The following is a 22089-nucleotide window of genomic DNA, read 5'->3' on the forward strand; positions in this document are numbered from 1 at the left end:
CTCAGTCGGTCGTCTTCAGGCGGATCGTGAACATCGGCAGGAAGACGTGCACCAGAGGACCGATGGTCACGGCGTAAAGCACCGTGCCCAGCCCGACCGAGCCGCCCAGCAGCCAGCCGACGGCGATGACGGCCAGCTCGATACTGGTCCGCACCCATTTGACCGGCCAGCCGGTGCGGGCGACAATGCCGGTCATCAGGCCGTCGCGCGGGCCGGGGCCAAGGCCGGCGCCGATATAGGCCCCGCTGGCGACGCCATTCAGAACGATCCCGCCGATCAGCAGGCCTGCTTGCAGCGGTAGGCCCAGGTCGGACGGAATCCAGTCCAGGCCGAAGTTGGCGACCGTGCCGATGACCAGAACATTGGCCACCGTGCCGATTCCCGGCTTCTGGCGCAGGGGAATCCACAGCAGCAGCACGGCCATACCGATCAGATTGACGACCAGGCCGAAGCTGATCCCGGCTGGGCCTGCGAACCGTTCGAACACGCCTTGGTTCAGTACGTCCCACGGATCCAGCCCCAGATCGGCGCGCACGATCAGGGCGATGGAAAGGCCATAGAGGATGAGGCCGGCGAAGAGCTGGATCAGGCGACGGGTCATAAATCCACCAGATGCGTCAAACCGGCTATGGAAAAAAGGTCCAGTCATGGCATTCTGGCCTGATGTCACCTCGTTCCATCGGTCTTGTCTCCCTGACCCGCCATCTCGGCGCCTGGCGTTCGTCTGGCGCAGGGGCCGCCTATCGCCAGCTGGCGGGGGCGGTACGACTGCTGATCCTGGACGGTCGACTGCCGTTGGCGGCGCGGTTGCCGGGGGAACGCGAACTGGCGCAGGCGCTGGGTTTGAGCCGCACGACCGTGTCGGCCGCCTATGGACGACTGCGGGATGACGGCTTTCTGACAGGCGGGCAGGGGGCGGCGGCGCGCACCAGCCTGCCGGCCGGGCCGGGACCAGGGCGAGCGGCGGCCCCAAAGGCGTTCACAAGGTCGGGCCTGATCGACCTGACCGCCGCCGTGCTGCCGGCCGATCCGAATGTCCATGCCGCCTATGTGCGGGCTCTGGAGCGATTGCCGGCGAATCTGCCGGGACACGGCTATGAGACGGCGGGACTGGAGGAGCTGCGCGAAGCGGTGGCGGCGGGATATCGGCGGCGCGGCCTGCCGACCTCGCCAGGCCAGATCCTGATCACCCACGGCGCCCACAACGGCCTGGTCCACCTGCTGCGGCTGGCGACGCGGGCCGGCGCCCCGGTGGTGTTCGATCATCCCACCTATCCCCAAGCCATCGACGCCATTCTGGCGGCCGGGGGTCGCGCCGTGCCGGTGGCCTTGCCCGACGGCGACGGCGAGGAGGGCTGGGACGTCGAGGGGCTCGTTGCGGCCTGTCGCAGCAGCAATGCGGCGATGGCCTATTTGGTGCTGGACCACAACAATCCGACTGGGCGCATGATGCGGACGGCGGATCGGACGCGGCTGCTGGCGGGATTGAAAGGGTCCGAAACCTTGCTGGTTCTGGACGAGACCCTGGTCGAGCTGACCTTGAGCGGACCACCGGCGCTCAGCGCCTCCGCCGTCGATGCGCCGCGCATGGTCCGGCTGGGCTCCATGTCCAAGAGCGTCTGGGGCGGCCTGCGAATCGGCTGGATCCGCGCCGACCGGGCGGTGATCCAGCGCCTGGCCCAAAGCCGCGCCAGCTTCGACCTGGGCGTACCGATTCTGGAGCAGCTTGCAGCCGTGGAGTTGTTGAGCGACGGCGGAAAGGCGCTGGCCGTGCGACGGCCCCTGCTGCGTGCGCGTCGAGACCACCTTCGGGCGCGGTTGGCTGAACGGTTGCCCGACTGGGCCTGCCCGCGGCCGGCCGGTGGGCTGTCGCTCTGGGCGCGATTGCCGGCACCGATCAGTTCCGCCCTGACGATCCGGGCCGAGGCCGAAGGCCTGCGCCTCGCCGCCGGTCCGCGATTCGGCGTCGACGGGGCTTTCGAACGCCGCCTGCGCCTGCCCTACACCTTGCCGGAAGACCAGCTGGACGAGGCGGTGACCCGCCTGGCCCGCGCGGCGAAGAAGGTCGGCCGAGGCGGGAAGCCCGTAACGGCGACAAAGCCGGTCGCCGTCTATTAGGGATCAGACGTCCAGATCGACCGTCACGGGCGCGTGGTCAGAGGGCCGCTCCCACTCGCGGACGTCGTCGTGGATGCGGGCGGTGTCCTTGACCACGGCGGGGGTCAGGCCGGGCGAGGTCCAGATGTGGTCCAGGCGCAGGCCGCGATTGGACTTTCGGAAGTCGGCGGCGCGATAGCTCCACCAGCTGGCCAGTTTCTGCGGTTCGGGGAAACGGTCGCGCAGCACGTCGGCGAAACCGCCCGTTTCCTGAAGCCGGTTCAGGGTCTCGACCTCCAGCGGGGTGTGGCTGACGATCTTGGACATGTAGCGGTGGTTCCACACGTCGCCCTCGCCCGGCGCGATGTTGAAATCGCCGGCCATGACCAGGGGCCGTGACTTGTCCTGCTTGGCCACGATGGCGGTCAGCTGTTCGTAGAAGTCCATCTTGTGATCGAACTTGGGGTTCAGCGCACGATCAGGCACGTCGCCGCCGGCGGGGATGTAGAAGTTCTGGACATCGATCCCCGCGACACGGGCGGACACGCAGCGGGCGTGGCCCAGCTTGCAGACCTGGAAGGTGTCGCTGTCCTCAAGCGGCAGGCGGCTGGCGATGGCCACGCCGTGCCAGCCCTTCTGGCCCGCGACGCGCAGATGGGGCATGCCCATGTCCTCGAAGGCCCCGCGCGGAAACTGGTCCGTTGTGCATTTTATCTCCTGCAGCATCAGGACATCGGGCGCGCGCTCGGCGACGAAGCGCGCGACCTGGTCGATGCGCAGGCGGACGGAGTTGATGTTCCAGGTGGCGAGGCGAAGGGTCATGCCTTTCGTCTAGCAGGCGCGCGGCGTAAAAAAAGCCCGGCCGCAACGGGCCGGGCTATGGGAGGTTCGTCTCTCTCGCCGCCGGGGAGGGGATATTGTCCGTGGCGGTAGAACGGCCGCCGCCGTTCATGTGCCCAAAGTGTCACTCGCGAACACAAAAGTCAAACCATCACAATCGACGCTTGCGCGTGCTCATTATGAAACAGTCCGAGGCCGGATCAGTCTGGCGTGTTGCGCGTCAGAGGGGCCGTCGCCCATTCTCCACGCCATTCGTAGGTCAGGGTGACACAATGGCGATAGGCGCCGTCCGACCACCGTCCGACCGCCTGCATGGTCAGCGGGCGGGGCGCCCGCACCCGGCTCATGATCAGCCAGACTTCGTCCGAGCCAGGGCACAGGGCGCGAGCCAGCCCGCGGCCGTCGCCGTCCTGATCCACGCCGTAGATGTCGTTCTCTTGGGCGCCTTGCGGCAGGGCGCGTCTTGCCGCATCGGGGCCGCCACGCGTGAAGCCGGCCGTGCCGCGCGCCGAGGTGGAATAAAGCCTTTCGACCTGGACCGCGCCGAATAGGCCGCGCCGGACCTCCAGCGTCACACCCTTGGTCAGGGCCTGGGTGATGCGGTCCGACGCATTGTAGGACAGGAACCGGGTGTCGGCCTGAGCCGGCGCAGCGGCTGATGCCACGGCGGCGAGAGCGAGGGCGGAGGCGGTGAAACGGCGCATGCGTCCCTCTTCGTCAGGCTTTGCGGCGAGAACTAGGCTTCGCCCCGATCAGTGCTCGCCAAGACAGCGCAGGGCGACTTCCAGATTGCGCAGGCCGTCTTCGCCCGTGACAGCCGGCGTTTCGCCGGTGGTGATGGCGCGGGCGAAGGCTTCCAGCTCCTTGCGAAGGGGCTCGGCCGGCCAGCTGTTCAGCATCCGGGTGGAATAGGAGCCGTCGGGCTGCTGGCCGAAATATTCGGTGACCTGGCGGGTGATCAGGTCGGCGACGATGAATTTGGTCTTGGTCGCGACCTGAAGCGTGCGGGTCTTGTAAGGGGTGACCCAGTTGGTGGTGATGTGGGCGATCACCCCATTGTCCAGCCGGAACTGGAGCAGGGCCGTGTCCTCGCGGTCGGCCCGGGTTCGGGCCAGTTGCGGCTGGACCTCGACGATTTCCGAGCCTGTCAGGTGGCGAATGATGTCGATGTCGTGGACCGCCAGGTCGATGACCACCCCGACCTCGCCCATGCGCGGCGGGAAGGGACCGACGCGGGTGATCTGGATGGAGATGATCTCGTCGTCGGCGACGGCGCGCTTGACCGTCTCGACCGCCGGATTGAACCGTTCGACCTGGCCGACCATCAGGACGCGGTCGTTGGCCTTTGCCGCGTCGATCATGCGCTGGGCGTCGGCGACGCTGGCGGCGATCGGTTTCTCAACCAGGACGTGGACGCCCTTTTCCAGCAGCGCCACGCCGATCTCGGCATGGAATCGGTTGGGCGTGGCCACGATGGCGGCGTCCAGACCGGCGTCGACGAAGGCCTGGGCCGTGGTGACCGCGTTCGCTTCATAGGCGGCGGCGACGCCCTCGGCCGTCACCGCGTCGGGATCGAAGACGGTGGTCAGGTCGAACTCGCGCATCTCGGAGGCGACGCGCGCGTGGTTGCGGCCCATGACGCCGACGCCGGCGACGCCGATCTTTAGGGCTGGAGTGTTCGGCATCAGATTCAACCCTTGTAGCTGGCGACGGCGGCGATGACCTTGTCCTGGGTCGCCTCGTCCAGATCGGCGTGCATCGGCAGGCTGATGACCCGGTCCTTGAGCCGTTCGGTCACGGGAAGCCCGCCCTCGCCGCGCGGGAAGCGCTGATAGGCCGGCTGCAGGTGCATGGGCACCGGATAATAGACGGCGGTGGGCACGCCCTGATCCTTGAGGTGAGCGGCCAGACCGTCCCGATCCTCATGCTCGACCGTATATTGGGCCCAGATCGACACGCCGCCGTCGATCACATGGGGCACGGCCGCGACGTGGGGCGCCAGCTTCTCGTTGTAGCGCGCGGCGATCCGGTTGCGCCATTCGATCTCCTGTCCGAAGACGTTCAGCTTCTCGATCAGGATGGCGGCCTGGATGGTGTCCAGGCGGCTGTTCATGCCGATGCGCATGGCCAGGTATTTGGGATCGTGGGCGAACGCGGCGGCCCCCGCCTGCAGGTCCTTGGCGACGACCTTTCCGTGGACGCGCAGCGAATCCATCTCCTGCGCCAGGTCGTCATCGTCGGTCAGCACCGCCCCGCCGTCGCCGTAGCAACCCAGCGGCTTGGCCGGGAAGAAGCTGGTCGTGGTTACGTCGGCCCATTTCAGCGGGTGGTCGCCGTTCAGGATGCAGCCGAAGCCCTGGGCCGAATCCGAGATCAGCTTCAATCCGTGGCGGTCGCAGATCGCGCGGATGGCGGGATAGTCCGCTGGTTGGCCGAACAGATCGACGGCGATGACCACCTTGGGCGTGAGGCGACCCTCGGCCTTGACCGCCTCGATGGCGGCTTCCAGGTGCGCAGGGTCCATATTGTAGGTGCGCGGATCGACATCCACGAACACCGGCGAGGCGCCCAGCCAAGGCACGACCTCGGCCGTCGCGGTGAAGGTGAAGCTGGGGCAGAAGACCGCGTCGCCCGTCCTTACACCCCAGGCGATCAGCGGCAGGATCAGGGCGTCCGTGCCGTTGCCGCAGCCCAGGGCGTGTTTGGCCTGACCGAAGGCGGCGAGGTCGGATTCGAACTGGCGGACTTGCGGCCCCATGACCCAGGCGCCGCCGACGACGGCCTCCTGGACCGCAGCCTCGATCTTGCCGGCGAGACGCAGGCGCTGGGCCTGAAGGTCGATGAAGGGGATCATGAGGGACGCTCTCCACGGGGGATCGGGCGGCGGCTCGACAAGGACGGGCCGCGAATGTCGGGCCGTCCTAGCAAGATCGCGCGCAGGGGCCAAATCGCGCTGCGTCACATCGCGTTGCCCTTTGCTACCACATCCGCCCCTTGGCGCCCGAAAGGATGCATCCTAATCCAGCGCCATGATGTCTCTCGCCGCCGCCCGGATCAGGGTCTCGAACTGGCTGTTCGACCATGCCCTGCCGTTGTGGGTCGACAAGGGCGTGGACGCGCAGGGCCGCTTCTTCGAGCAGCTTGATTTCGACGGTCGGCCCGTCACGGGCGTGCGCCGCCGCACTCGGGTCCAGGCCCGCCAGATCTATGTCTTCTGCGAAGCGGTCGCCCTGGGTTGGGAGCAGGGACGAGCCCCGGCCCAGGCGGGCCTGAACTGCATGATCTCGACCTGTCGCAGGGATGACGGTCTCTGGGTCGCGGCGACCGACGACGCCGGCGCGGTGATCGATGAGACACCTGATCTCTATGATATGGCCTTTGTACTGTTCACCCTTGCGGCCTCGCATCGCGTGCTGGGAGATGCGCGTGCGCGGCCGTTGGCGCAGGAGACCTTGGCGGCGATCAATCTGAAGATGGCGTCGCCGCATGGCGGTTGGGAAGAGGGCTTGCCGCCGCGCCTGCCGCGCCGCCAGAATCCTCATATGCACATGTTGGAGGCCATGCTGGCCTGGCAGGCGACGGCGCCCGATTCGGCGTTCGAGGCGGCGGCCCAGGTTTCGCTTGATCTCTGTCGGCGTCATTTCCTGATCGACGGGGCGGTCAGGGAGTATTTCACCGACGATTGGCTGGTGGACCCCAGAGAGGGTCACGTCATCGAGCCGGGCCATCTGCAAGAATGGGCCTGGCTCTTGAAGCAGGCGAGCGATCTCGGACCAGGCGCAGGTTTAGCCGAGGGGCTGTATCGCCGGGCTGTAGCGCAAGGCCGTTGCGAGGGTTTCACGATCCGCGAGATTGACCCGTCCGGCGCACCGCTCGACGCGGGTCGTCGGCTGTGGGCCCAGACCGAAGCCGTTCGCACAGGCCTGAGTTTTGGCGACGCCGCCACCCCGGCCCTGATCGCCAAGGTCTTCGACACCCATCTGGCCACCGACGTTCCCGGCCTGTGGGTGGACAGTTATGATGCTGACGGTCGGTCGCATGACCAAGCCGTTCCGGCGTCCAGCCTGTACCACCTGATGACGGCCTTTTCCGAAGTCCTGAGATACGAAGCATGAACCGTATTCCCGCCGCCTTTCTGGATCGGGACGGGGTGCTGATCGAGGACAGCGGCTATCCGCATCGGCCCGAGCATCTGAAGCTGATTCCCGGTGCGGCCGAGGCCGTGCGCCGCATGAACCAGGGCGGCTATCGCGCCGTCATCGTCACCAACCAGTCGGGCGTGGCGCGGGGTCTGTTCAGCGAGGCTCAAATGAACGCCTTCAATGATTTGCTGGTCGCCCGGCTGGCCGAGGACGGGGCCGTCATTGATGCGGTCTATGCCGCGCCCTTCCACCCCGATGCGGTCGAGGCGCGTTATCGCCATCCCGATCACCCCGACCGCAAGCCCAACCCCGGCATGTTGCTGCGGGCGATCGCTGAGCACGATCTGGACCCGGCGCGATCCTTCATCATCGGCGATCAGAAGCGCGATCTGCAGGCGGGCGAGCGGGCAGGGGTGGCGGGGTTCTTGTTCGAAGGCGGCGACCTGAACGCCTTCGTGCGCGATGTGGTGGGTCTCTAAAGACCGGGCGTCGCATTTCCTCGCCTGGTGAATTACTCTGATCGAAAATCGGAGGAGATCGCCAATGAACGCGCCCTATCCCTTTGTCGAACGGCGCTGGACCTCGCCGGATGGTCTCAGCCTGTTCGCGCGCGACTATGCGCCCGGTCCCGGCGTCGCGCGTCCGCCGGTCATCGCCATCCATGGCCTGACCCGAAACAGCGCCGATTTCGAAGCCATCGCCCCCCTGCTGGCGCAGAGCGGACGGCGGGTTCTGGCGGTGGATGTGCGCGGGCGCGGCCTGTCGGATCGTGCGCCCGATCCGATGACCTATATGCCCGACGTCTATGCGAAGGATGTGCTGGCCCTGATGGAGCAGTCGGGGATCGACCGCGCCGTCTTTCTCGGCACCTCCATGGGTGGGCTGATCACCATGGCGCTGACGGCGATCCGGCCCAAGGCGGTGGTCGCGGCGATCCTGAACGACATCGGGCCGGAAGTGGCGCCCGAGGGGCTGACGCGCATCGCCGCCTATAGCGGCCAGCCGGTCGAGATTGGATCGTGGGCCGATGCGGCCGCCTATGCGAAGCGGATCAATGCGGTCGCCTTTCCGCACTATTCGGACGCGGACTGGGACGCTTTCGCCCGGCGCATCTTCCGTCAGCAGCCGGATGGGGCGATCGGGCTGGACTACGACCCCGACATCGCCGTGCCGATCCGCGCGGCGGGCGCCAAGGCGCTGGTTCCCAACCTGTGGCCCATTTTCCGGCGGCTGGCGCGCAAGACGCCGACCCTGCTGGTGCGCGGCGCCAACTCGGACCTGCTGAGCGCCGACATCGCCGGGCGGATGAAGAAGGCCGCGCCCGCCATGGCCTATGTCGAGGTTCCCGGCATCGGCCACGCCCCCATGCTGGACGAGCCGGAGGCCCGGGCGGCGATCTTCGAGTTCCTGTCCGAGGTCGACTAGTCCTTGGTGGGATCGACCTGCGACGCATCCCCATAGGTCAGGGCCAGGAAGACATCTTCCAAGTCCGGATCCTCGGTGGTGATGTCGGCGATGGTGACGCCGGCGGCGCGGACGGCGTTGATGACCTGTTCCACCGACGACTGACCCTTCTTGTAGGTTACGGCGAAGGCGCCGCCCGGCCGGGGCGTGACCTGGAAGCCGTCAAGGATCGGCGGAGTCATCTGGGGCGTCTCTGGGGTCACGACCACATTGCGGCTGTCCAGACGACGCAGAAGCTGCGGCGTCGGTTCGCAGGCCACGACCTCGCCCCGGTTGATGATGGCGATGGTGTCGCAGAGCTCCTGCGCCTCTTCGAGATAGTGGGTGGTCAGGACGATGGTCACGCCTTCGGCGTTGATCTGGCGGACATAGGCCCACAGCTGGCGGCGCAGTTCGACGTCCACGCCGGCCGTCGGTTCGTCCAAGATCAGGATCGGCGGATTGTGAACCAGGGCCTTGGCCACCATCAGGCGACGCTTCATGCCGCCGGAAAGGGCGCGGACGTAGGCGTTGGCCTTGTCCGATAGGCCCAGCGCCGCCAGCAGTTCGTCCGAGCGACGCTCGTTCTTGGGCACGCCATAGAAACCGGCCTGGACCTCAAGCGATTCGCGCGGGGTGAAGAAGACGTCGGCGACGATCTCCTGCGGCACCACGCCCAGGGCGGCGGCGGCGTCGCGCGGCTCCTTGTCGATGTCGCGGCCCCAGATTTTCACCGATCCTTCGGACTTCTTCACCACCCCGGCCAGGATGTTGATCAGGGTCGATTTTCCGGCGCCGTTCGGCCCCAGAAGTCCGAAAACCGAACCGCGAGGAATGACCAGATCGACGCCGCGCAGGGCGGTCTTGGGCGCGGCCTTCTTGGAGCCGGCATAGGTCTTCTTCAGCCCGTGCACCTCTATGGCGTTGTCGGGCAGGGCGGGGGTCACTGACATGATCGGCTATTCACTCGGGCGGGACGGCGAGCGGCATAGGTAGGGCGCGCGGCTGCATTCGCCAACCTGTCCCACGGCGATGATGCGACAAGCGTGCCTGTCCTTGTGTCAATGATGCTTGACTGACTGCAAATTGATGTCTAGGTTGCTTGTCATAAAGACAACCTAGCTTGATGGAGACAGCCAATGACCACCGTTCAAAAAGCCAAGACGCCCCTGACCCGCACCCGCCTGATCGGCTTCATCGCCATGGGCGTCTGCGCCATCGGCTATATCGGCGGGGGGCTGGCGCTGCTGGCGGGCAAGACCGATCAGATCGAGATGACGCATGCCGCCATCGCCGGCGCCGCCTTGTTGGTCATCGGCGAAATCGGCCTGTGGGTCGGCGCCGGCTGCCTGGGTCTGACCCTGTTCAAGAAGCGTAAGGCGATGCTGAACCGTCTTCTGGGCCGTCGCCCTGCGGCACCCACCGAGGTTTGACCTTCGGGGCCGGTCCGCCTAGGAAGCCAGCAAGCCTTCCACACCGGACCGCATCATGCCCCCCCGCCATTCCGACGCCATCATCCCGCCGCCCGAAGAGATCGTGGTCTCCACCAAGCGCGTGGCCTGCGACGGTGGCGGTGGTGCGCTGGGTCACCCGCTGGTCTATATGGACATGGGCGAGGACGACTTCATCGAGTGTGGCTATTGCGACCGGCGTTTCGTCCTGTCGGCCCATCCGCACGACGAGAACGAATATCTGAGCCCGGCGGCCCGCGCGCCCGAGGCCCACTGAGCCCGAGTCCCTGAGTTCGTAACCTCAGTTCAGTCGCGGTGTGACGGCGTCTGTGTCTATAGAGCGCTGACACCCCGTTCGGACGGAGACGAGCCTTGCGCTATCTGCACACCATGGTCCGGGTAAAGGACATCGACGCCTCGCTGCATTTCTACTGCGACCTTCTGGGTCTGCAGGAGGTGCGGCGCACCGAGAACGAGGCGGGGCGGTTCACCCTGGTCTTCCTCGCCGCGCCCAAGAACCTGGCGCAGTCGGCGGCGGAACGCTGTCCCGAGGTGGAGCTGACCTTCAACTGGGACCCGGAAGAGTACCAGGGCGGCCGCAACTTCGGCCATCTGGCCTACAAGGTCGATGACATCTACGCCGCTTGCCAGAGACTGATGGACGGCGGGGTGACGATCAACCGCCCTCCGCGCGACGGCAACATGGCCTTCGTTCGCTCGCCCGACGGCATTTCCATCGAACTGCTGCAGGAAGGCGCGCCGCTGGCGCCGGCCGAGCCCTGGGCCTCGATGCCCAATACCGGAGCATGGTGATGCGTGCGGGGCAGGGCCTATCGCTGGCGCTGGCGGCGCTGGCCCTGACCCTGTCGGCCTGCGCCTCGACGACCGAGAGCAACACCGGCCGTACGGCGACGGAGCAGCTGCTGCTGGCGCGCGCTTCGGACAAGGCGGTCGAAGGTCTGGTCTTGCCGCTGCCCCTCGGCGCCTCGGTCTTCGTCGATGACGCCTATTTCCAGGGCGAGGGCACCCGCTACGCCGTCAGCGCCATTCGCAGCGGCATCTCCGACGCCGGTTTCAGCCTGGCGCGCAACAAGGACGAGGCGAACGCGGTGTTCGAAATCCGCGCCGGCGCCCTGTCGCTGGAGCAGATGCGGCGCGTGTTCGGCATTCCCGAGATGCGGATCCCGATCAACGAGACCCTGAACGTCGTCTCCCTGCCGGAACTGTCGGTCTACAGCCACCGCGACCGTGTCGGCGTCGCCGAGTTTTCCGGCTTCCTCTACGAGGCCAAGACCGGTGCGCCGCTGGGCGCGGTGGTGCCGATGATCGGCACCTATCGCATCCGCAGCCACAAGGCCTTCATGGTGGTGGCCTGGGGCCAGCAGCAGGCTCAGCCGGGTCAGCGCGATCCCGGATCGAGCTGGACCGAATTCTGACGCTGACGCGGGGGCTTCCGACCCCTATGTTCCGGCCATGACCGAGACGACCGCGCCCGAAACCACCGAGACCCAACGCCCCCTGACTCAGGACGGCCCCGCAATGCGGCTGTGGATGATCGACGCCTCGGCCTATATCTTCCGCGCCTATCACGCCCTGCCGCCGCTGACGCGCAAGTCGGACGGCCTGCCGGTGGGGGCGGTCCAGGGCTACTGCAACATGTTGTGGAAGCTGCTGAAGGACATGAAGGGCGCCGACGGTCCCACCCATCTGGTGGCCATCTTCGACCATTCGGAAAAGACGTTCCGCAACACGTTGTACGACCAGTACAAGGCCCACCGCCCGCCGCCGCCCGAGGATCTGATCCCGCAGTTTCCGCTGGTGCGCGAGGCGACGGCGGCGTTCGGCGTCCATTGCGTCGAACTGCCCGGCTACGAGGCCGACGACCTGATCGCCACCTACGCCTGCAAGGCCCGCGACGCGGGCGGGGAGGCGGTGATCGTCTCGTCCGACAAGGATCTGATGCAGCTGATCGGCGGCGGCGTCGTGATGTGGGACCCGATGAAGGATCGGCGTCTGGCCGAAGCCGAGGTGTTCGAGAAGTTCGGCGTCGGCCCGGAGAAGATGGTCGATCTGCAGGCCCTGATCGGCGACAGCGTGGACAACGTCCCCGGCGCCCCCGGCATCGGGCCGAAGACGGCGGCCCAGCTGCTGGACGAATACGGCGATCTGGACACCCTGCTGGCCCGCGCCGGCGAGATCAAACAGCCCAAGCGGCGCGAGACGCTGATCGCCTTCGCCGATCAGATCCGCCTGTCGCGTGAACTGGTGCGCCTGACGTGCGATGCGCCGGCGCCCGAGCTGATCGACGATTTCGCCGTGCGCGATCCCGATCCCGAAATCTTGTCGGCTTTCCTGGAGACGATGGAGTTCCGCTCGCTTCAGCGCCGCGTCGGCGACGGCAAGGCCGGCCCCAGCGACGTCTCGGCCTTTGCGCCGAAGCGCGCGCCGAACCTGAACGCCCCCGTCGCCACGCCGCGTTACGGCCAGGTCGTGGAAGGCCCGGCCGAGATCCAGACTTTCGACCACGCCCTCTATGAATGCGTCCAGACCGAAGAGGCGCTGGATCGCTGGATCGCGCGGGCGACCGAGGTCGGCGTCGTCGGATTCGACACCGAGACCGACGCCCTGTCGGCGACCCACGCGGGCCTGTGCGGCGTGTCGCTGGCGGTGGGGCCGAACGAGGCCTGCTACATCCCCCTGACGCACGAGCATGAGCCGCAGGCGAACGACGGTGGCCTGTTCGGCGAGCCGGGCGAGGCCCGCGAACCGATCCATCAGCTGGACAAACCCACAACCCTGGCGAAGCTGAAGACGCTGCTGGAAGACCCGTCGGTCCTGAAGGTGTTGCAGAACGCCAAATACGACATCGCGGTGATGGCGCGCCGAGGCATTCGCGTCGCGCCCTATGACGACACCATGCTGATCTCCTACGTGCTGGAGGGCGGATTGCACGGGCACGGCATGGACGAGCTGTCGCGCCTGCACCTGGGCCACGAACCGATCCCGTTCAAGCGGGTGGCGGGGACCGGCAAGAGCCAGAAATCCTTCAAGCACGTCGCCCTGAAGCCGGCGGCGGAATACGCCGCCGAGGATGCGGACGTGACGCTGCGGCTGTGGCGCATCCTCAAGCCCCGGCTGGCGCGCGAGGGCCTGTCCACCGTCTATGAGACGCTGGAACGCGGCATGCCGACCGTGCTGGCGGACATGGAGTTGAACGGCGTCCGTATCGATCCCGACCGGCTGAAGCGGCTGTCCAGCGAGTTCGGCCTGCGCATGGCTGAGCTGGAAGCCCAGGCTCATGAGATCGCCGGACGGCCCTTCAACATCGGCTCGCCGCGTCAGATCGGCGAAATCCTGTTCGGCGAGCTGAACCTGCCCGGCGGCAAGAAGACCGCCTCGGGCCAATGGGGCACCGACGCCAGCGTGCTGGAGGAACTGGCGCTCAGTCACGATCTGCCGCGCGTCCTGCTGGACTGGCGTCAGCTGTCGAAGTTGAAGGGCACCTATACCGACGCCCTGACCGCCGCCGCCGACCCCAAGACCGACCGCGTCCACACCAGCTACCAGCTGGCCGCCGCCACGACCGGCCGTCTCGCCTCCAGCGACCCCAACCTCCAGAACATTCCGATCCGCACCGAGACTGGCCGCGAGATCCGCCAGGCCTTCATCGCCGCGCCCGGCAACGTCCTGATCAGCGCCGACTACAGCCAGATCGAACTGCGCCTGCTGGCCCATATCGGCGACATCCCCGAGCTGAAACGCGCCTTCAAGGCCGGGCTGGACATTCACGCCGCCACGGCCTCGGAGATGTTCGGCGTTCCTGTCGAGGGCATGCCGTCCGAGACCCGCCGTCGCGCCAAGGCCATCAATTTCGGCATCGTCTACGGCATCTCGGCCTTCGGCCTAGCCAACCAGCTGGGCATCGATCAGGGCGAGGCCGGGGCCTATATCAAGACCTATTTCGAACGTTTCCCCGGCATCCGCGCCTATATGGACAAGACCAAGGCCGAGGTCCGCCAGGCCGGCTTCGTCTCCACCGTCTTCGGCCGCCGCATCCACATCCCCGCCATCCATTCGAAGTCAGGCGCCGAACGTCAGTTCGGCGAGCGCGCCGCCATCAACGCCCCGATTCAGGGCGCCGCCGCCGACATCATCCGCCGCGCCATGATCCGCATGCCCGCCGCCCTGGCCGAGGCCGGGCTGAGCACCCGCATGCTGCTGCAAGTCCACGACGAACTGGTGTTCGAAGCCTCCGAAGCCGAAGCCGACCGCGCCATAACCGTCATCAAGCAGGTGATGGAGAATGCATCCGACCCGGCGGTGGCCCTGACCGTGCCGCTGGTGGTGGATGCGCGTGCGGCGTCGAACTGGGACGCCGCGCACTGATCTGGCGTCAGGCCGCCATCATGCCGATGTCGTCAGGGACTTCGCCGCGGCCCAGAAGGCCGGTTTCGAAGTCCATGAAGATGTCCATCAGCTCCTCGACGTTGACCGGGGCGGCGCCGGGGCCGAAGCGGAATCGCCAGTAGCTGACGATGTGCTGGACGGCGCCCAGCTGGTCGCCCAGCTTGGCGAACATCGAGGGGGCGTCCAGCAGGAAGTCGCGGAAGGCGGTGGGGCGGCCCTCCTGCGTCAGCTTGGCGTAGGCGTCGTCATAGATGCGAAGGGTGCGGCTGACCTCGTCGCAGGTCTTGATGATGCGACCGCGCAGGACATCGCGGCTGCGGGCCAGATATTCCTTGGCGGCGCGATCGGTCTTGCCGACAGGCTTGATGGTGCGCACGGCCTCGGCGACGGCGGCGACCTCGCCCAGCAGGGCGGCCAGGGTCCATTTGTAATAGAGGAAGCCCTTCCAGCAGAAGACGCCCTCCTGATACTGCTCCGGCGCCAGGCGCAGGGTCAGGCGCAGGGCGTCCAGCTGGTCGCCAGGCGTGTTGGACAGGATCTTGGACGCCATCCGCCCGGCCGAATCGGAGTTCACGGCGATGGCGTCGCCGCCGAAACTGAGGGTCACCAGCGGCTCGATCTCGCTGCGGACGAAGGCCAGCATGCGCTGAAGATCGCTGTCGCTGATCGAGAAATAGCAGGGCGAGGGGTCCAGGCCGCCGCGTCGCAACTGTTCGCGCAGCAGGAAGGGATCCAGGGACGGCAGTTTGTCGATCAGGCGCAGGGTTTCGATGTCGGGGTGGGTGGCGGCGACGCCGAACGCCTCCATCATCATCCGCTCGAACCCGATCTGATTGACGAAGACATAGCGGCCCCCGGTCTTCAGGTCCGCGTCGTCGATGGGGATGACCACCTTGGTGGCGACCTGGCGACGGCCGGTGAACAGGTCGGTCTCGTTGCGACGCAGCCGGTGCTTGATGATCAGGGACCTGTTCAGGGCCGGGGTGCGGAAGATCGGACGCGCCGCCCAGTCGGGATTGCGCACGGCGCCGTCGGCGGAGCTGTCGCCATTCTCTTCCCACACCCGCAGCAGGTTCAGCACGCGGGCGGTGGAGGCGGAGCTCTTGAGATGTTCGAGATTGCGGACGGCGCGATCAGTCATGTCGCACAGATTGCACCGGCAATCGTGACTAAATGGCTTAGCTTGGCGTGAAAAAGAACGGGGGTCGCCGAATCGGCCCCCGTCAGATGATTTTCAGCTCTCGGATCAGAAGGCGGCCGTGACCGCGACCCACAGGCGACGCGGCTCCTGATTATTGGCGAACTCCGGCGCATAGGCGACGGGCGCGCCGTAGGGCAGCAGGCTGACGAAGTCCTTGTCGAACAGGTTGTAGACGACCGCATTGACCGTCAGATTGTCGTCGATGCGGTAGGCGCCGCCGAGGTGGAACAGGCTGTAGGCCTCATAGTCGCCCAGCGCCGTCTGGGCGTCGCCGGCCCCGCGATAGCGCGCCGAACGGTATTCGGCACGCAGCCACAGGTTCATCCGATCGGTGGCGTTCCAGCGCAGGTTGGCGTTGACCATATGCTCGGGCGTATCGGTCAGGGGCTGGCCGGCGGCGGCGCCCGACTTCTGTTCGCTGTCGGTGAAGGTGTAGTTGCCCTGAAGCGCCCAGGCGTCGTTGAAGCGGTAACGCGCCGTGGCCTCGACGCCTTGCGTGACGGCCTCGTCGATATTGATACTCTGGCCGAAGGTGGCGAAGGTCGGCCAGAAGCCGACATCGGCGCAGCCCGTCTTGTTGTATGTGCCGGCAGCGAACTGCGCCTGGGTCAGGCCGAAGGTGCAGTTTGCGATCGGCACGCCGGAGGCGATCTTGTCGTCGAACTGGTTATGAAAGACGGTGACGCCCGCACGCAGGCGCTCATGATCGTCATACAGGACGGCGAACTCGGTCGAGGTCGAGGTTTCCGGCATCAAAGTGGGGGTGCCGAGCAGCGGCAGACGGCCTTGCTGGCCAAAACCGTTGATGCCCGATGCAAGTTGTTCCAGGCGCGGGGTCTTGAAGCCTTGGCTGACGCCGCCCTTGACGGTCCAGACATCGGTCGGGTTCCAGACCAGATAGGCGCGCGGGCTGAAGTGCGAGCCGAAGGTCGAGTGGTCGTCGTGACGGGCGCCGACCGTCAGGGCCAGAGTATCGGTGAACCGCCATTCGTCCTCTGCGAAGACGGCCCACTGGGTGTGGTTGAACGTGCCGGAGACCACGCCGTCCGTCATCTCGGCTTCCCAGTGCTGGCCGCCGACGGTGAAGGTGTGGTTTCGCCATTGCGAGAACAGCTTGGTGTCGAAGATGCGGTTCTCGCTCGTTAGGTCGCGCGGGTTGCCGGCGCCGGCGACGCCGTTGGGGATGATCCGGCCCTTGGTTTCGGTCGTTGCGATCGAATAGTTGGATTCCAGCGTGCCGAACGGCAGGCGCCAGTTATGGGCGATGGCGATCTGGTCGCGATTGAACTCCAGGAACTTGTCATAGCCGCCTGCGGTGGTGGCGGTGCCCATTTGGCCCTTGGAGTTGTCGTACCACTGGCGGCCGACGTCGGCGTCGATCCACAGGTCGTGGTCGGCGTGCAGGTTGAAGGCCAGGCGGGCGCCGGCCGACCAGATTTCGTTGGCGGTGGAACTGCGGCCGAAACCGGTGACCGGGGTTTCCGCGCCGGCGACGTTTTCGAACGTCAGGCGCGACTGCTCACGCTCTGAACGCGAGGCGCGGAGCGAGACGCCGACCCGGTCCTTGATCAGGGGACCGGCCAGATAGACGTCGCCACCCCGGATCGGGCCGAACTCGTCATCGCCCTGGAAGGTGTAATGGGCGCTGGCCGAGCCGTGCCAAGCATCGCCGATCTTGCGGGTGATGATGTTGACCACCCCGCCCATGGCGTCGGAGCCGTAGAGGGTGGAGACGGGGCCGCGCACGACCTCGACCCGCTCGATGGCCGAAACAGGGGGCAGGAAGCTGGTCGAGGTTTCGCCGAAACCGTTCGGCGTCACGCTGCCGGCCGTGTTCTGGCGGCGGCCGTCGATCAGGATCAGGGTGTAGTCCGAGCCCATGCCCCGGATGTTGATGGTCTGACCGCCCGACTTGCCGACTGCGGCGCCGGTATCGACGCCTTCGACATTGTTCAGGATCTCTGCGAGCGAGACGGCGCGGACTTCCTCGATCTCGGCGCGGGGAATGACGCTGATCGAGGCGGGGGCCTGGTTGATCCGCTGTTCGAAGCCCGAGGCGGTGACGACGATCTCGCCCAGCTCGGCCGTCTGCGTCGCCTGTCCGGCCGTAACCGGCTGAAGGGTCTCCGCCAAGGCGGCGCCCGAGGTCAGGCCGAAAGCACAGGAAGCGCCGGCCAGCAGGCGTGCGCGGGTCGAGAAGGTCATATTCAGATTAGCCCCTAATACTTGCGAGCGCCTCTCAACCTCATTCGCAACAAGACTCCAAGGGGGGTGCGCCCATCCGTCGCAAGCGACGCCGTACGCCAAGCGCTGTGCTTAGTGTCGGCGGGCCGCGCTGGCGCGTGACGGCGATCCGGGTCTAGAACGACGGCATGCAGATCTTCGACATCCTGATCATCGTCGCCATCGCCGCCGTGACCGTCACCCTGGGCTTTGGCCTCTATTCCCTGTTCCGGGGCGGGGACTACGCGCGGACCAATTCCAACAAGCTGATGCGGCTGAGGGTCGGGCTTCAGGCGCTGGCCGTGATCCTGCTGGTCGTCGGCATGATGTGGAAGGCGACGAAGGGGGCCTGATCATGGTGACGCTGAACAAGATCTATACCCGGACGGGCGATGACGGACGGACGCGGCTGGCGTCGGGCGCGCCGGTGTCCAAGAGCGACGCGCGCGTCGAAGCCTATGGCGCAGTGGACGAGTTGAACGCCGTGATCGGCGTGGCGCGGCTGAACAGCGGCCAGAACGACCGCATCGACGCCATGCTTGGCCGTATCCAGAACGAGCTGTTCGACCTGGGCGCCGACCTGGCCACGCCGCTGGATCCGCCGCCGGCGTGGGAGGCCTTGCGGATCATCGACACCCAGGTGGCGCGGCTGGAGCAGGAAATCGACTGGATGAACGAGAGCCTCAAGGCGCTCGACAGCTTCATCCTGCCCGGCGGCGCCCCGCTGTCGGCGCATCTGCATGTGGCGCGCACGGTCTGCCGCCGCGCGGAACGCGAGGCCGTGCGTCTGATCGAAAGCGGCGAGGCGGTGAATGTCGAGGCGGTCAAATATCTGAACCGCCTGTCGGACCATCTGTTCGTCGCATCTCGCCGCGCCAATGCGAACGGCGCCAGCGACGTGAAATGGAAGCCGGGCGCAACCCGTTAGTCGTTACGCGGCGGGCCGCGCCGCAGCCAGGGCCGCCTTCTGGCGTTCGACCTCGACGGCGCGGGCGCGGTCCTCGGCGGCGAGCTGCTGTTCGATACGGACCAGTTCTCGGTTCTTTTCGGCCGAGGCTTCCTCGCGCGAGACGCCGTTGGGCCGGCCCGTGATCTGGGCGATGGAGATGGGCTGGGCGCAGATACGGCTCTCCATGTCGTACCACTTGCCTGCCGCCTCGCAGCGCTTGCCCGGCGCGACCCAATAATCCTGCAGGATGAAAATCCCCACGGTGGCGACGCCGAACAGGGCGAAGAAAATCATCGCCAGGCGGGGAAAGGTCAGGAAACGCTTCATCTCGTGGTCCGTTGGGTGAGGGTCGCAGCCACAGCTTGACCCCGCGTTACGTTGACAGGCCTTCGCGACCGCTCCATGTCCTGCCCTCACATTCAGGCGATTTCACGGATAGACCCATGAAGGTACTCGTCCCCGTCAAACGGGTGATCGACTATAACGTCAAGGCCCGCGTGAAGGCGGACCAGTCAGGCGTCGATCTGGCCAACGTCAAGATGAGCATGAATCCCTTCGACGAGATCGCCGTCGAAGAGGCGGTTCGTCTGAAGGAAGGCAAGGAACATCACGCCGCCGGCACCGCGACCGAGATCGTCGTGGTCTCCATCGGCGTGACCCAGGCCCAGGAAACCATCCGCACCGCCCTGGCCATGGGCGCGGATCGGGGCATCCTGATCCAGTCGGATGCGGACCTGGAGCCGCTGGCGGTCGCCAAGCTGCTGAAGGCGGTGGTCGAGGAAGAGAAGCCCGACCTGGTCCTGATGGGCAAACAGTCGATCGACGGCGACAATAATGCGGTGGGCCAGATGCTGGCCGCCCTGCTGGACTGGCCCCAGGCGACCTTCGCCGGGAAACTGGTGATCGAAGGCGGCAAGGCGACGGTGACGCGCGAGGTCGACGGCGGTCTGCAGACCCTGGCGGCCGACCTGCCGGCGGTGGTGACGGTGGACCTGCGGCTGAACACGCCGCGCTACGCGTCTCTGCCCAACATCATGAAGGCCAAGAAGAAGGAGATCGCCGTCAAGGCGGTCGCCGATTACGGCGTCGATGTCGCCGACCGCCTGAAGGTCCTGAAGGTCACCGAGCCGCCCAAGCGGTCGGCCGGCGTCAAGGTGGCCGATGCGGCCGAACTGGTTTCCAAGCTCAAGTCCGTGGGAGCGCTGTAATATGGCTGTCCTCGTCATCGCCGATCACGACGGTTCGACCGTTCGCGACACCACCCACAAGACCGTGACCGCTGCGCTCGGCCTGTCGTCCGACGTGGATGTTCTGGTCGTAGGGCAGGGGGCGCAGGCCGCTGCTGATGCGGCGTCCAAGATCGCCGGCGTCCGCAAGGTGCTGCTGGCCGAGAGCGCCGGCCTGGGCCACGGTCTGGCCGAGGCGGTCACCGACACCGTCGTGCCCCTGGCCGCCGGCTACGACGCCATCCTGACGCCGGCCTCGACGGACGGGAAGAATTTCGCCCCCCGGATCGCCGCCAAGTTGGATGTCGCCCCGATCTCGGACATCATCGAGGTGGTGTCGGCCGATACCTTCGTGCGGCCGATCTACGCCGGCAACGCCTTGGAGACCGTCCAGTCGGCCGACTCCAAGAAGGTGATTACCGTGCGTCCGACCGCCTTCGCCGCCGCCGCTGAAGGCGGTTCGGCCCCCGTCGAGAGCGTCGCCGGCGCCGAGGCGACCAAGACGGCCTTCGTCTCCGAGGAAATGGTCAAGTCGGACCGCCCGGACCTGGGCGCCGCCAAGATCGTGGTCTCGGGCGGTCGCGCCCTGGGCTCGGCGGACGAGTTCCATGCGGTGCTGGAGCCCCTCGCCGACAAGCTGGGCGCCGCCATCGGCGCCTCGCGCGCGGCGGTCGATGCCGGCTACGCCCCCAACGACTACCAGGTCGGCCAGACCGGCAAGGTGGTGGCCCCGGCCCTGTACATCGCCATCGGCATCTCGGGCGCGATCCAGCATCTGGCCGGGATGAAGGACTCCAAGACCATCGTCGCCATCAACAAGGACCCCGACGCCCCGATCTTCCAGGTCGCGGACTATGGCCTGGTCGGCGACTACAAGACCATCGTGCCGGAGCTGATGTCCGCCCTAGGCTGAGTCTGGGTTGGATCAATAGGAGGAGGGCGCGGCGCCGAACGGAGCCGCGCCCTTTTTCTTGCTCGCAGAGGATTGGATGGCGAACCTGCCCATAAGGCTGCAGCCCGGCGCGGCGGTGGATCGCATCGAGGGCTGGGAGGCGGACGCCGAGGGACGGTGCGTGCTCAAGGTGCGCGTGCGCGCCCGTCCCATAGATGGAGAGGCCAATGACGCCCTGATCCGGCTGCTGGCCAAGAGCCTCGGCGTATCGAAGTCTTCCGTGACCGTGGTGCGCGGCGGCCAGTCGCGGTCGAAGATGGTTGTCGTCGATGGCCTGGATGACGAGACGCTGGACGCACGAGTAGCCAAAATCCTTTCCGGCGACTGAGAGCGACCCCTTTCGGCGATTGGTGCGTTCTCCATCCGAAGCTGGAGACCAGACCCATGACCACAGACGCCCGTATCCTCCACGCCCGCAGCGGCGTCGTTCTTGAACAGAGGGGTGAAGACTATGCCGTCTCAAGCCTGCGTCTGTCGGAGCCGCTGACCTTCACGGATGTGTCCGAGGCGCAGCTGGCGTTCGACAAGGAGGTCACGGCTTCCGAGCAGGACCCGGAGCTGATGTCCCGTTTGGGTGGGGCCTGAGGCAGATCTGCCGCGAGTTTGCTGACTTACATAGCGGGCTGAGGCTGCTGGTTCATGATCGTCGATCATGACTCTTTGAGAAACTTCACGCCGACGTTCAGATTCCGCTTGCTGACAAATCAGCCCCTACGTATAGAGCCGCCTCGCTCGGAAACGGGCTGGCCGACGGGGCCGCGGGGGTCTTGATCCTCACGGTTTCACGGAAGGGGAGGTTGAAAAACTTCTTGCTTTCATCGGTTGGTTTCACTAGGTTCCGCGCTCCAATCGAATCGCCGACGGGTTTTTAGAGGTAAGCCTCGCTTTCCTCCGGTGGTTTCTTGCGGTCTGAAGGGTTCGCCTTTCTCACCGGAAGATCTCTGAAAAGAGCGGTTGACATGAGGTTCGGCGGTCTCTAAATCCCCGCCTCCGCCGACGACACGGCGCTAAACAAGTCGGGCCGCTGATGCGGTTTTGGTCTTTGACATTGTTGATTTGGAAAGAGAAACGCAGGCGGCGGTGTTCTTGCGATGACCCTAGAAGGTCATCATACGACACTGACTATCTGCGGTCTTTTTGAAAAGATACCATGCGTCG

24 protein-coding genes are annotated in these 22089 nt (G+C 66.4%); 15 read left to right on the plus strand and 9 right to left on the minus strand.

Annotated features, from left to right (window positions below; all coding sequences use genetic code 11):
• Window position 1: 1 nt before the first annotated feature.
• Window positions 2-601, minus strand: coding sequence for a YczE/YyaS/YitT family protein (locus ACK4MH_RS08810; RefSeq protein ID WP_409717152.1), 600 nt, complete (start codon window positions 599-601; stop codon window positions 2-4).
• Between the two features lie 62 nt (window positions 602-663).
• On the opposite strand from ACK4MH_RS08810, the gene ACK4MH_RS08815 reads away from it, so the two are divergent.
• Window positions 664-2118 (plus strand): PLP-dependent aminotransferase family protein, encoded by a 1455-nt coding sequence (locus tag ACK4MH_RS08815; RefSeq protein ID WP_409717154.1) that lies wholly within the window; start codon window positions 664-666, stop codon window positions 2116-2118.
• 3 nt (window positions 2119-2121) lie between these two features.
• Here ACK4MH_RS08815 and ACK4MH_RS08820 read toward each other — a convergent pair whose 3' ends face one another.
• From ACK4MH_RS08820 to ACK4MH_RS08835, 4 genes are all read right to left on the minus strand, one after another.
• Window positions 2122-2919: an exodeoxyribonuclease III gene (locus ACK4MH_RS08820; protein WP_409717156.1), complete on the minus strand. Its 798-nt coding sequence runs from the start codon at window positions 2917-2919 to the stop codon at window positions 2122-2124.
• Window positions 2920-3137: 218 nt separating this feature from the next.
• Window positions 3138-3641 (minus strand): hypothetical protein, encoded by a 504-nt coding sequence (locus ACK4MH_RS08825; protein ID WP_409717158.1) that lies wholly within the window; start codon window positions 3639-3641, stop codon window positions 3138-3140.
• A 48-nt stretch (window positions 3642-3689) separates the two neighbouring features.
• The gene (locus tag ACK4MH_RS08830) at window positions 3690-4622 is read right to left on the minus strand and encodes a Gfo/Idh/MocA family protein (RefSeq protein ID WP_409717160.1); all 933 of its coding nucleotides are present in this window, start codon (window positions 4620-4622) and stop codon (window positions 3690-3692) included.
• A gap of 5 nt (window positions 4623-4627) precedes the next feature.
• Complete coding sequence (locus ACK4MH_RS08835; RefSeq protein WP_409717162.1) at window positions 4628-5791, minus strand: DegT/DnrJ/EryC1/StrS family aminotransferase; 1164 nt, start codon at window positions 5789-5791, stop codon at window positions 4628-4630.
• A 175-nt stretch (window positions 5792-5966) separates the two neighbouring features.
• Between ACK4MH_RS08835 and ACK4MH_RS08840 the strand changes: the two genes are divergently transcribed.
• The 3 genes from ACK4MH_RS08840 to ACK4MH_RS08850 all read left to right on the plus strand — a co-directional run bounded on the left by ACK4MH_RS08840 (window position 5967) and on the right by ACK4MH_RS08850 (window position 8504).
• The gene (locus ACK4MH_RS08840; protein WP_409717164.1) at window positions 5967-7052 is read left to right on the plus strand and encodes an AGE family epimerase/isomerase; all 1086 of its coding nucleotides are present in this window, start codon (window positions 5967-5969) and stop codon (window positions 7050-7052) included.
• Window positions 7049-7558, plus strand: coding sequence for a D-glycero-alpha-D-manno-heptose-1,7-bisphosphate 7-phosphatase (locus ACK4MH_RS08845; protein WP_409717166.1), 510 nt, complete (start codon window positions 7049-7051; stop codon window positions 7556-7558). The genes ACK4MH_RS08840 and ACK4MH_RS08845 overlap by 4 nt, the downstream gene beginning before the upstream one ends.
• A gap of 64 nt (window positions 7559-7622) precedes the next feature.
• Window positions 7623-8504 (plus strand): alpha/beta fold hydrolase, encoded by an 882-nt coding sequence (locus ACK4MH_RS08850; RefSeq protein WP_409717168.1) that lies wholly within the window; start codon window positions 7623-7625, stop codon window positions 8502-8504.
• Here the strand turns inward: ACK4MH_RS08850 and ACK4MH_RS08855 are convergent.
• Window positions 8501-9475 carry an ABC transporter ATP-binding protein gene (locus ACK4MH_RS08855; RefSeq protein ID WP_409717170.1) on the minus strand — a complete coding sequence of 325 codons (975 nt, stop codon included), beginning with the start codon at window positions 9473-9475 and terminating at the stop codon, window positions 8501-8503. The genes ACK4MH_RS08850 and ACK4MH_RS08855 overlap by 4 nt on opposite strands.
• A gap of 186 nt (window positions 9476-9661) precedes the next feature.
• Between ACK4MH_RS08855 and ACK4MH_RS08860 the strand changes: the two genes are divergently transcribed.
• The 5 genes from ACK4MH_RS08860 (at window position 9662) to polA (ending at window position 14359) form a co-directional block, all read left to right on the plus strand.
• Window positions 9662-9955, plus strand: coding sequence for a hypothetical protein (locus ACK4MH_RS08860; protein ID WP_409717172.1), 294 nt, complete (start codon window positions 9662-9664; stop codon window positions 9953-9955).
• A gap of 55 nt (window positions 9956-10010) precedes the next feature.
• Window positions 10011-10250, plus strand: a complete 240-nt coding sequence (locus tag ACK4MH_RS08865; RefSeq protein WP_159848963.1) for a zinc-finger domain-containing protein — start codon at window positions 10011-10013, stop codon at window positions 10248-10250.
• A 95-nt stretch (window positions 10251-10345) separates the two neighbouring features.
• Window positions 10346-10786, plus strand: coding sequence for a VOC family protein (locus ACK4MH_RS08870; protein ID WP_409717174.1), 441 nt, complete (start codon window positions 10346-10348; stop codon window positions 10784-10786).
• Window positions 10786-11409 (plus strand): DUF6655 family protein, encoded by a 624-nt coding sequence (locus ACK4MH_RS08875; RefSeq protein WP_346497087.1) that lies wholly within the window; start codon window positions 10786-10788, stop codon window positions 11407-11409. Before ACK4MH_RS08870 ends, ACK4MH_RS08875 begins: the two co-directional genes overlap by 1 nt.
• A 37-nt stretch (window positions 11410-11446) precedes the next feature.
• Window positions 11447-14359 (plus strand): DNA polymerase I, encoded by a 2913-nt coding sequence (polA, locus tag ACK4MH_RS08880; protein ID WP_409717177.1) that lies wholly within the window; start codon window positions 11447-11449, stop codon window positions 14357-14359.
• A gap of 7 nt (window positions 14360-14366) precedes the next feature.
• Here polA and ACK4MH_RS08885 read toward each other — a convergent pair whose 3' ends face one another.
• Together ACK4MH_RS08885 and ACK4MH_RS08890 are read right to left on the minus strand one after the other, a co-directional pair.
• The gene (locus tag ACK4MH_RS08885; protein ID WP_409717179.1) at window positions 14367-15521 is read right to left on the minus strand and encodes a hypothetical protein; all 1155 of its coding nucleotides are present in this window, start codon (window positions 15519-15521) and stop codon (window positions 14367-14369) included.
• Between the two features lie 105 nt (window positions 15522-15626).
• Complete coding sequence (locus ACK4MH_RS08890; RefSeq protein ID WP_409717181.1) at window positions 15627-17786, minus strand: TonB-dependent receptor domain-containing protein; 2160 nt, start codon at window positions 17784-17786, stop codon at window positions 15627-15629.
• Window positions 17787-17953: 167 nt separating this feature from the next.
• Here ACK4MH_RS08890 and ACK4MH_RS08895 point away from each other — a divergent pair, with 167 nt between their 5' ends.
• Together ACK4MH_RS08895 and ACK4MH_RS08900 are read left to right on the plus strand one after the other, a co-directional pair.
• Entirely contained in the window at window positions 17954-18157 is a 204-nt protein-coding gene (locus tag ACK4MH_RS08895) for a twin transmembrane helix small protein (RefSeq protein WP_135194353.1), read from the plus strand.
• Between the two features lie 2 nt (window positions 18158-18159).
• Complete coding sequence (locus tag ACK4MH_RS08900; protein ID WP_409717183.1) at window positions 18160-18732, plus strand: cob(I)yrinic acid a,c-diamide adenosyltransferase; 573 nt, start codon at window positions 18160-18162, stop codon at window positions 18730-18732.
• A gap of 3 nt (window positions 18733-18735) precedes the next feature.
• Here the strand turns inward: ACK4MH_RS08900 and ACK4MH_RS08905 are convergent, their stop codons facing one another.
• Window positions 18736-19080, minus strand: a complete 345-nt coding sequence (locus ACK4MH_RS08905) for a hypothetical protein (RefSeq protein ID WP_409717186.1) — start codon at window positions 19078-19080, stop codon at window positions 18736-18738.
• A gap of 116 nt (window positions 19081-19196) precedes the next feature.
• On the opposite strand from ACK4MH_RS08905, the gene ACK4MH_RS08910 reads away from it, so the two are divergent.
• From ACK4MH_RS08910 to ACK4MH_RS08925, 4 genes are all read left to right on the plus strand, one after another.
• Window positions 19197-19961: an electron transfer flavoprotein subunit beta/FixA family protein gene (locus tag ACK4MH_RS08910; protein ID WP_267514885.1), complete on the plus strand. Its 765-nt coding sequence runs from the start codon at window positions 19197-19199 to the stop codon at window positions 19959-19961.
• 1 nt (window position 19962) lies between these two features.
• Window positions 19963-20892, plus strand: a complete 930-nt coding sequence (locus ACK4MH_RS08915) for an electron transfer flavoprotein subunit alpha/FixB family protein (RefSeq protein ID WP_409717189.1) — start codon at window positions 19963-19965, stop codon at window positions 20890-20892.
• Window positions 20893-20968: 76 nt separating this feature from the next.
• Window positions 20969-21259, plus strand: coding sequence for a DUF167 domain-containing protein (locus ACK4MH_RS08920; protein WP_409717190.1), 291 nt, complete (start codon window positions 20969-20971; stop codon window positions 21257-21259).
• 56 nt (window positions 21260-21315) lie between these two features.
• The gene (locus ACK4MH_RS08925; protein WP_409717192.1) at window positions 21316-21516 is read left to right on the plus strand and encodes a hypothetical protein; all 201 of its coding nucleotides are present in this window, start codon (window positions 21316-21318) and stop codon (window positions 21514-21516) included.
• Window positions 21517-22089 lie beyond the last annotated feature (573 nt).

The organism is Brevundimonas sp. (genome assembly GCF_046295075.1).
Taxonomy (GTDB): domain Bacteria; phylum Pseudomonadota; class Alphaproteobacteria; order Caulobacterales; family Caulobacteraceae; genus Brevundimonas.

Coding starts and splice junctions, on each gene's coding strand:
- ACK4MH_RS08920 (WP_409717190.1), top strand. CDS start 20,969: ATGGCGAACCTGCCCATAAGGCTGCAGCCCGGCGCGGCGGTGGATCGC.
- ACK4MH_RS08840 (WP_409717164.1), top strand. CDS start 5,967: ATGATGTCTCTCGCCGCCGCCCGGATCAGGGTCTCGAACTGGCTGTTC.
- ACK4MH_RS08890 (WP_409717181.1), bottom strand. CDS start 17,786: ATGACCTTCTCGACCCGCGCACGCCTGCTGGCCGGCGCTTCCTGTGCT.
- ACK4MH_RS08810 (WP_409717152.1), bottom strand. CDS start 601: ATGACCCGTCGCCTGATCCAGCTCTTCGCCGGCCTCATCCTCTATGGC.
- ACK4MH_RS08910 (WP_267514885.1), top strand. CDS start 19,197: ATGAAGGTACTCGTCCCCGTCAAACGGGTGATCGACTATAACGTCAAG.
- polA (WP_409717177.1), top strand. CDS start 11,447: ATGACCGAGACGACCGCGCCCGAAACCACCGAGACCCAACGCCCCCTG.
- ACK4MH_RS08815 (WP_409717154.1), top strand. CDS start 664: ATGTCACCTCGTTCCATCGGTCTTGTCTCCCTGACCCGCCATCTCGGC.
- ACK4MH_RS08820 (WP_409717156.1), bottom strand. CDS start 2,919: ATGACCCTTCGCCTCGCCACCTGGAACATCAACTCCGTCCGCCTGCGC.
- ACK4MH_RS08895 (WP_135194353.1), top strand. CDS start 17,954: ATGCAGATCTTCGACATCCTGATCATCGTCGCCATCGCCGCCGTGACC.
- ACK4MH_RS08905 (WP_409717186.1), bottom strand. CDS start 19,080: ATGAAGCGTTTCCTGACCTTTCCCCGCCTGGCGATGATTTTCTTCGCC.
- ACK4MH_RS08835 (WP_409717162.1), bottom strand. CDS start 5,791: ATGATCCCCTTCATCGACCTTCAGGCCCAGCGCCTGCGTCTCGCCGGC.
- ACK4MH_RS08875 (WP_346497087.1), top strand. CDS start 10,786: ATGCGTGCGGGGCAGGGCCTATCGCTGGCGCTGGCGGCGCTGGCCCTG.
- ACK4MH_RS08915 (WP_409717189.1), top strand. CDS start 19,963: ATGGCTGTCCTCGTCATCGCCGATCACGACGGTTCGACCGTTCGCGAC.
- ACK4MH_RS08925 (WP_409717192.1), top strand. CDS start 21,316: ATGACCACAGACGCCCGTATCCTCCACGCCCGCAGCGGCGTCGTTCTT.
- ACK4MH_RS08860 (WP_409717172.1), top strand. CDS start 9,662: ATGACCACCGTTCAAAAAGCCAAGACGCCCCTGACCCGCACCCGCCTG.
- ACK4MH_RS08830 (WP_409717160.1), bottom strand. CDS start 4,622: ATGCCGAACACTCCAGCCCTAAAGATCGGCGTCGCCGGCGTCGGCGTC.
- ACK4MH_RS08845 (WP_409717166.1), top strand. CDS start 7,049: ATGAACCGTATTCCCGCCGCCTTTCTGGATCGGGACGGGGTGCTGATC.
- ACK4MH_RS08865 (WP_159848963.1), top strand. CDS start 10,011: ATGCCCCCCCGCCATTCCGACGCCATCATCCCGCCGCCCGAAGAGATC.
- ACK4MH_RS08900 (WP_409717183.1), top strand. CDS start 18,160: ATGGTGACGCTGAACAAGATCTATACCCGGACGGGCGATGACGGACGG.
- ACK4MH_RS08825 (WP_409717158.1), bottom strand. CDS start 3,641: ATGCGCCGTTTCACCGCCTCCGCCCTCGCTCTCGCCGCCGTGGCATCA.
- ACK4MH_RS08885 (WP_409717179.1), bottom strand. CDS start 15,521: ATGACTGATCGCGCCGTCCGCAATCTCGAACATCTCAAGAGCTCCGCC.
- ACK4MH_RS08855 (WP_409717170.1), bottom strand. CDS start 9,475: ATGTCAGTGACCCCCGCCCTGCCCGACAACGCCATAGAGGTGCACGGG.
- ACK4MH_RS08850 (WP_409717168.1), top strand. CDS start 7,623: ATGAACGCGCCCTATCCCTTTGTCGAACGGCGCTGGACCTCGCCGGAT.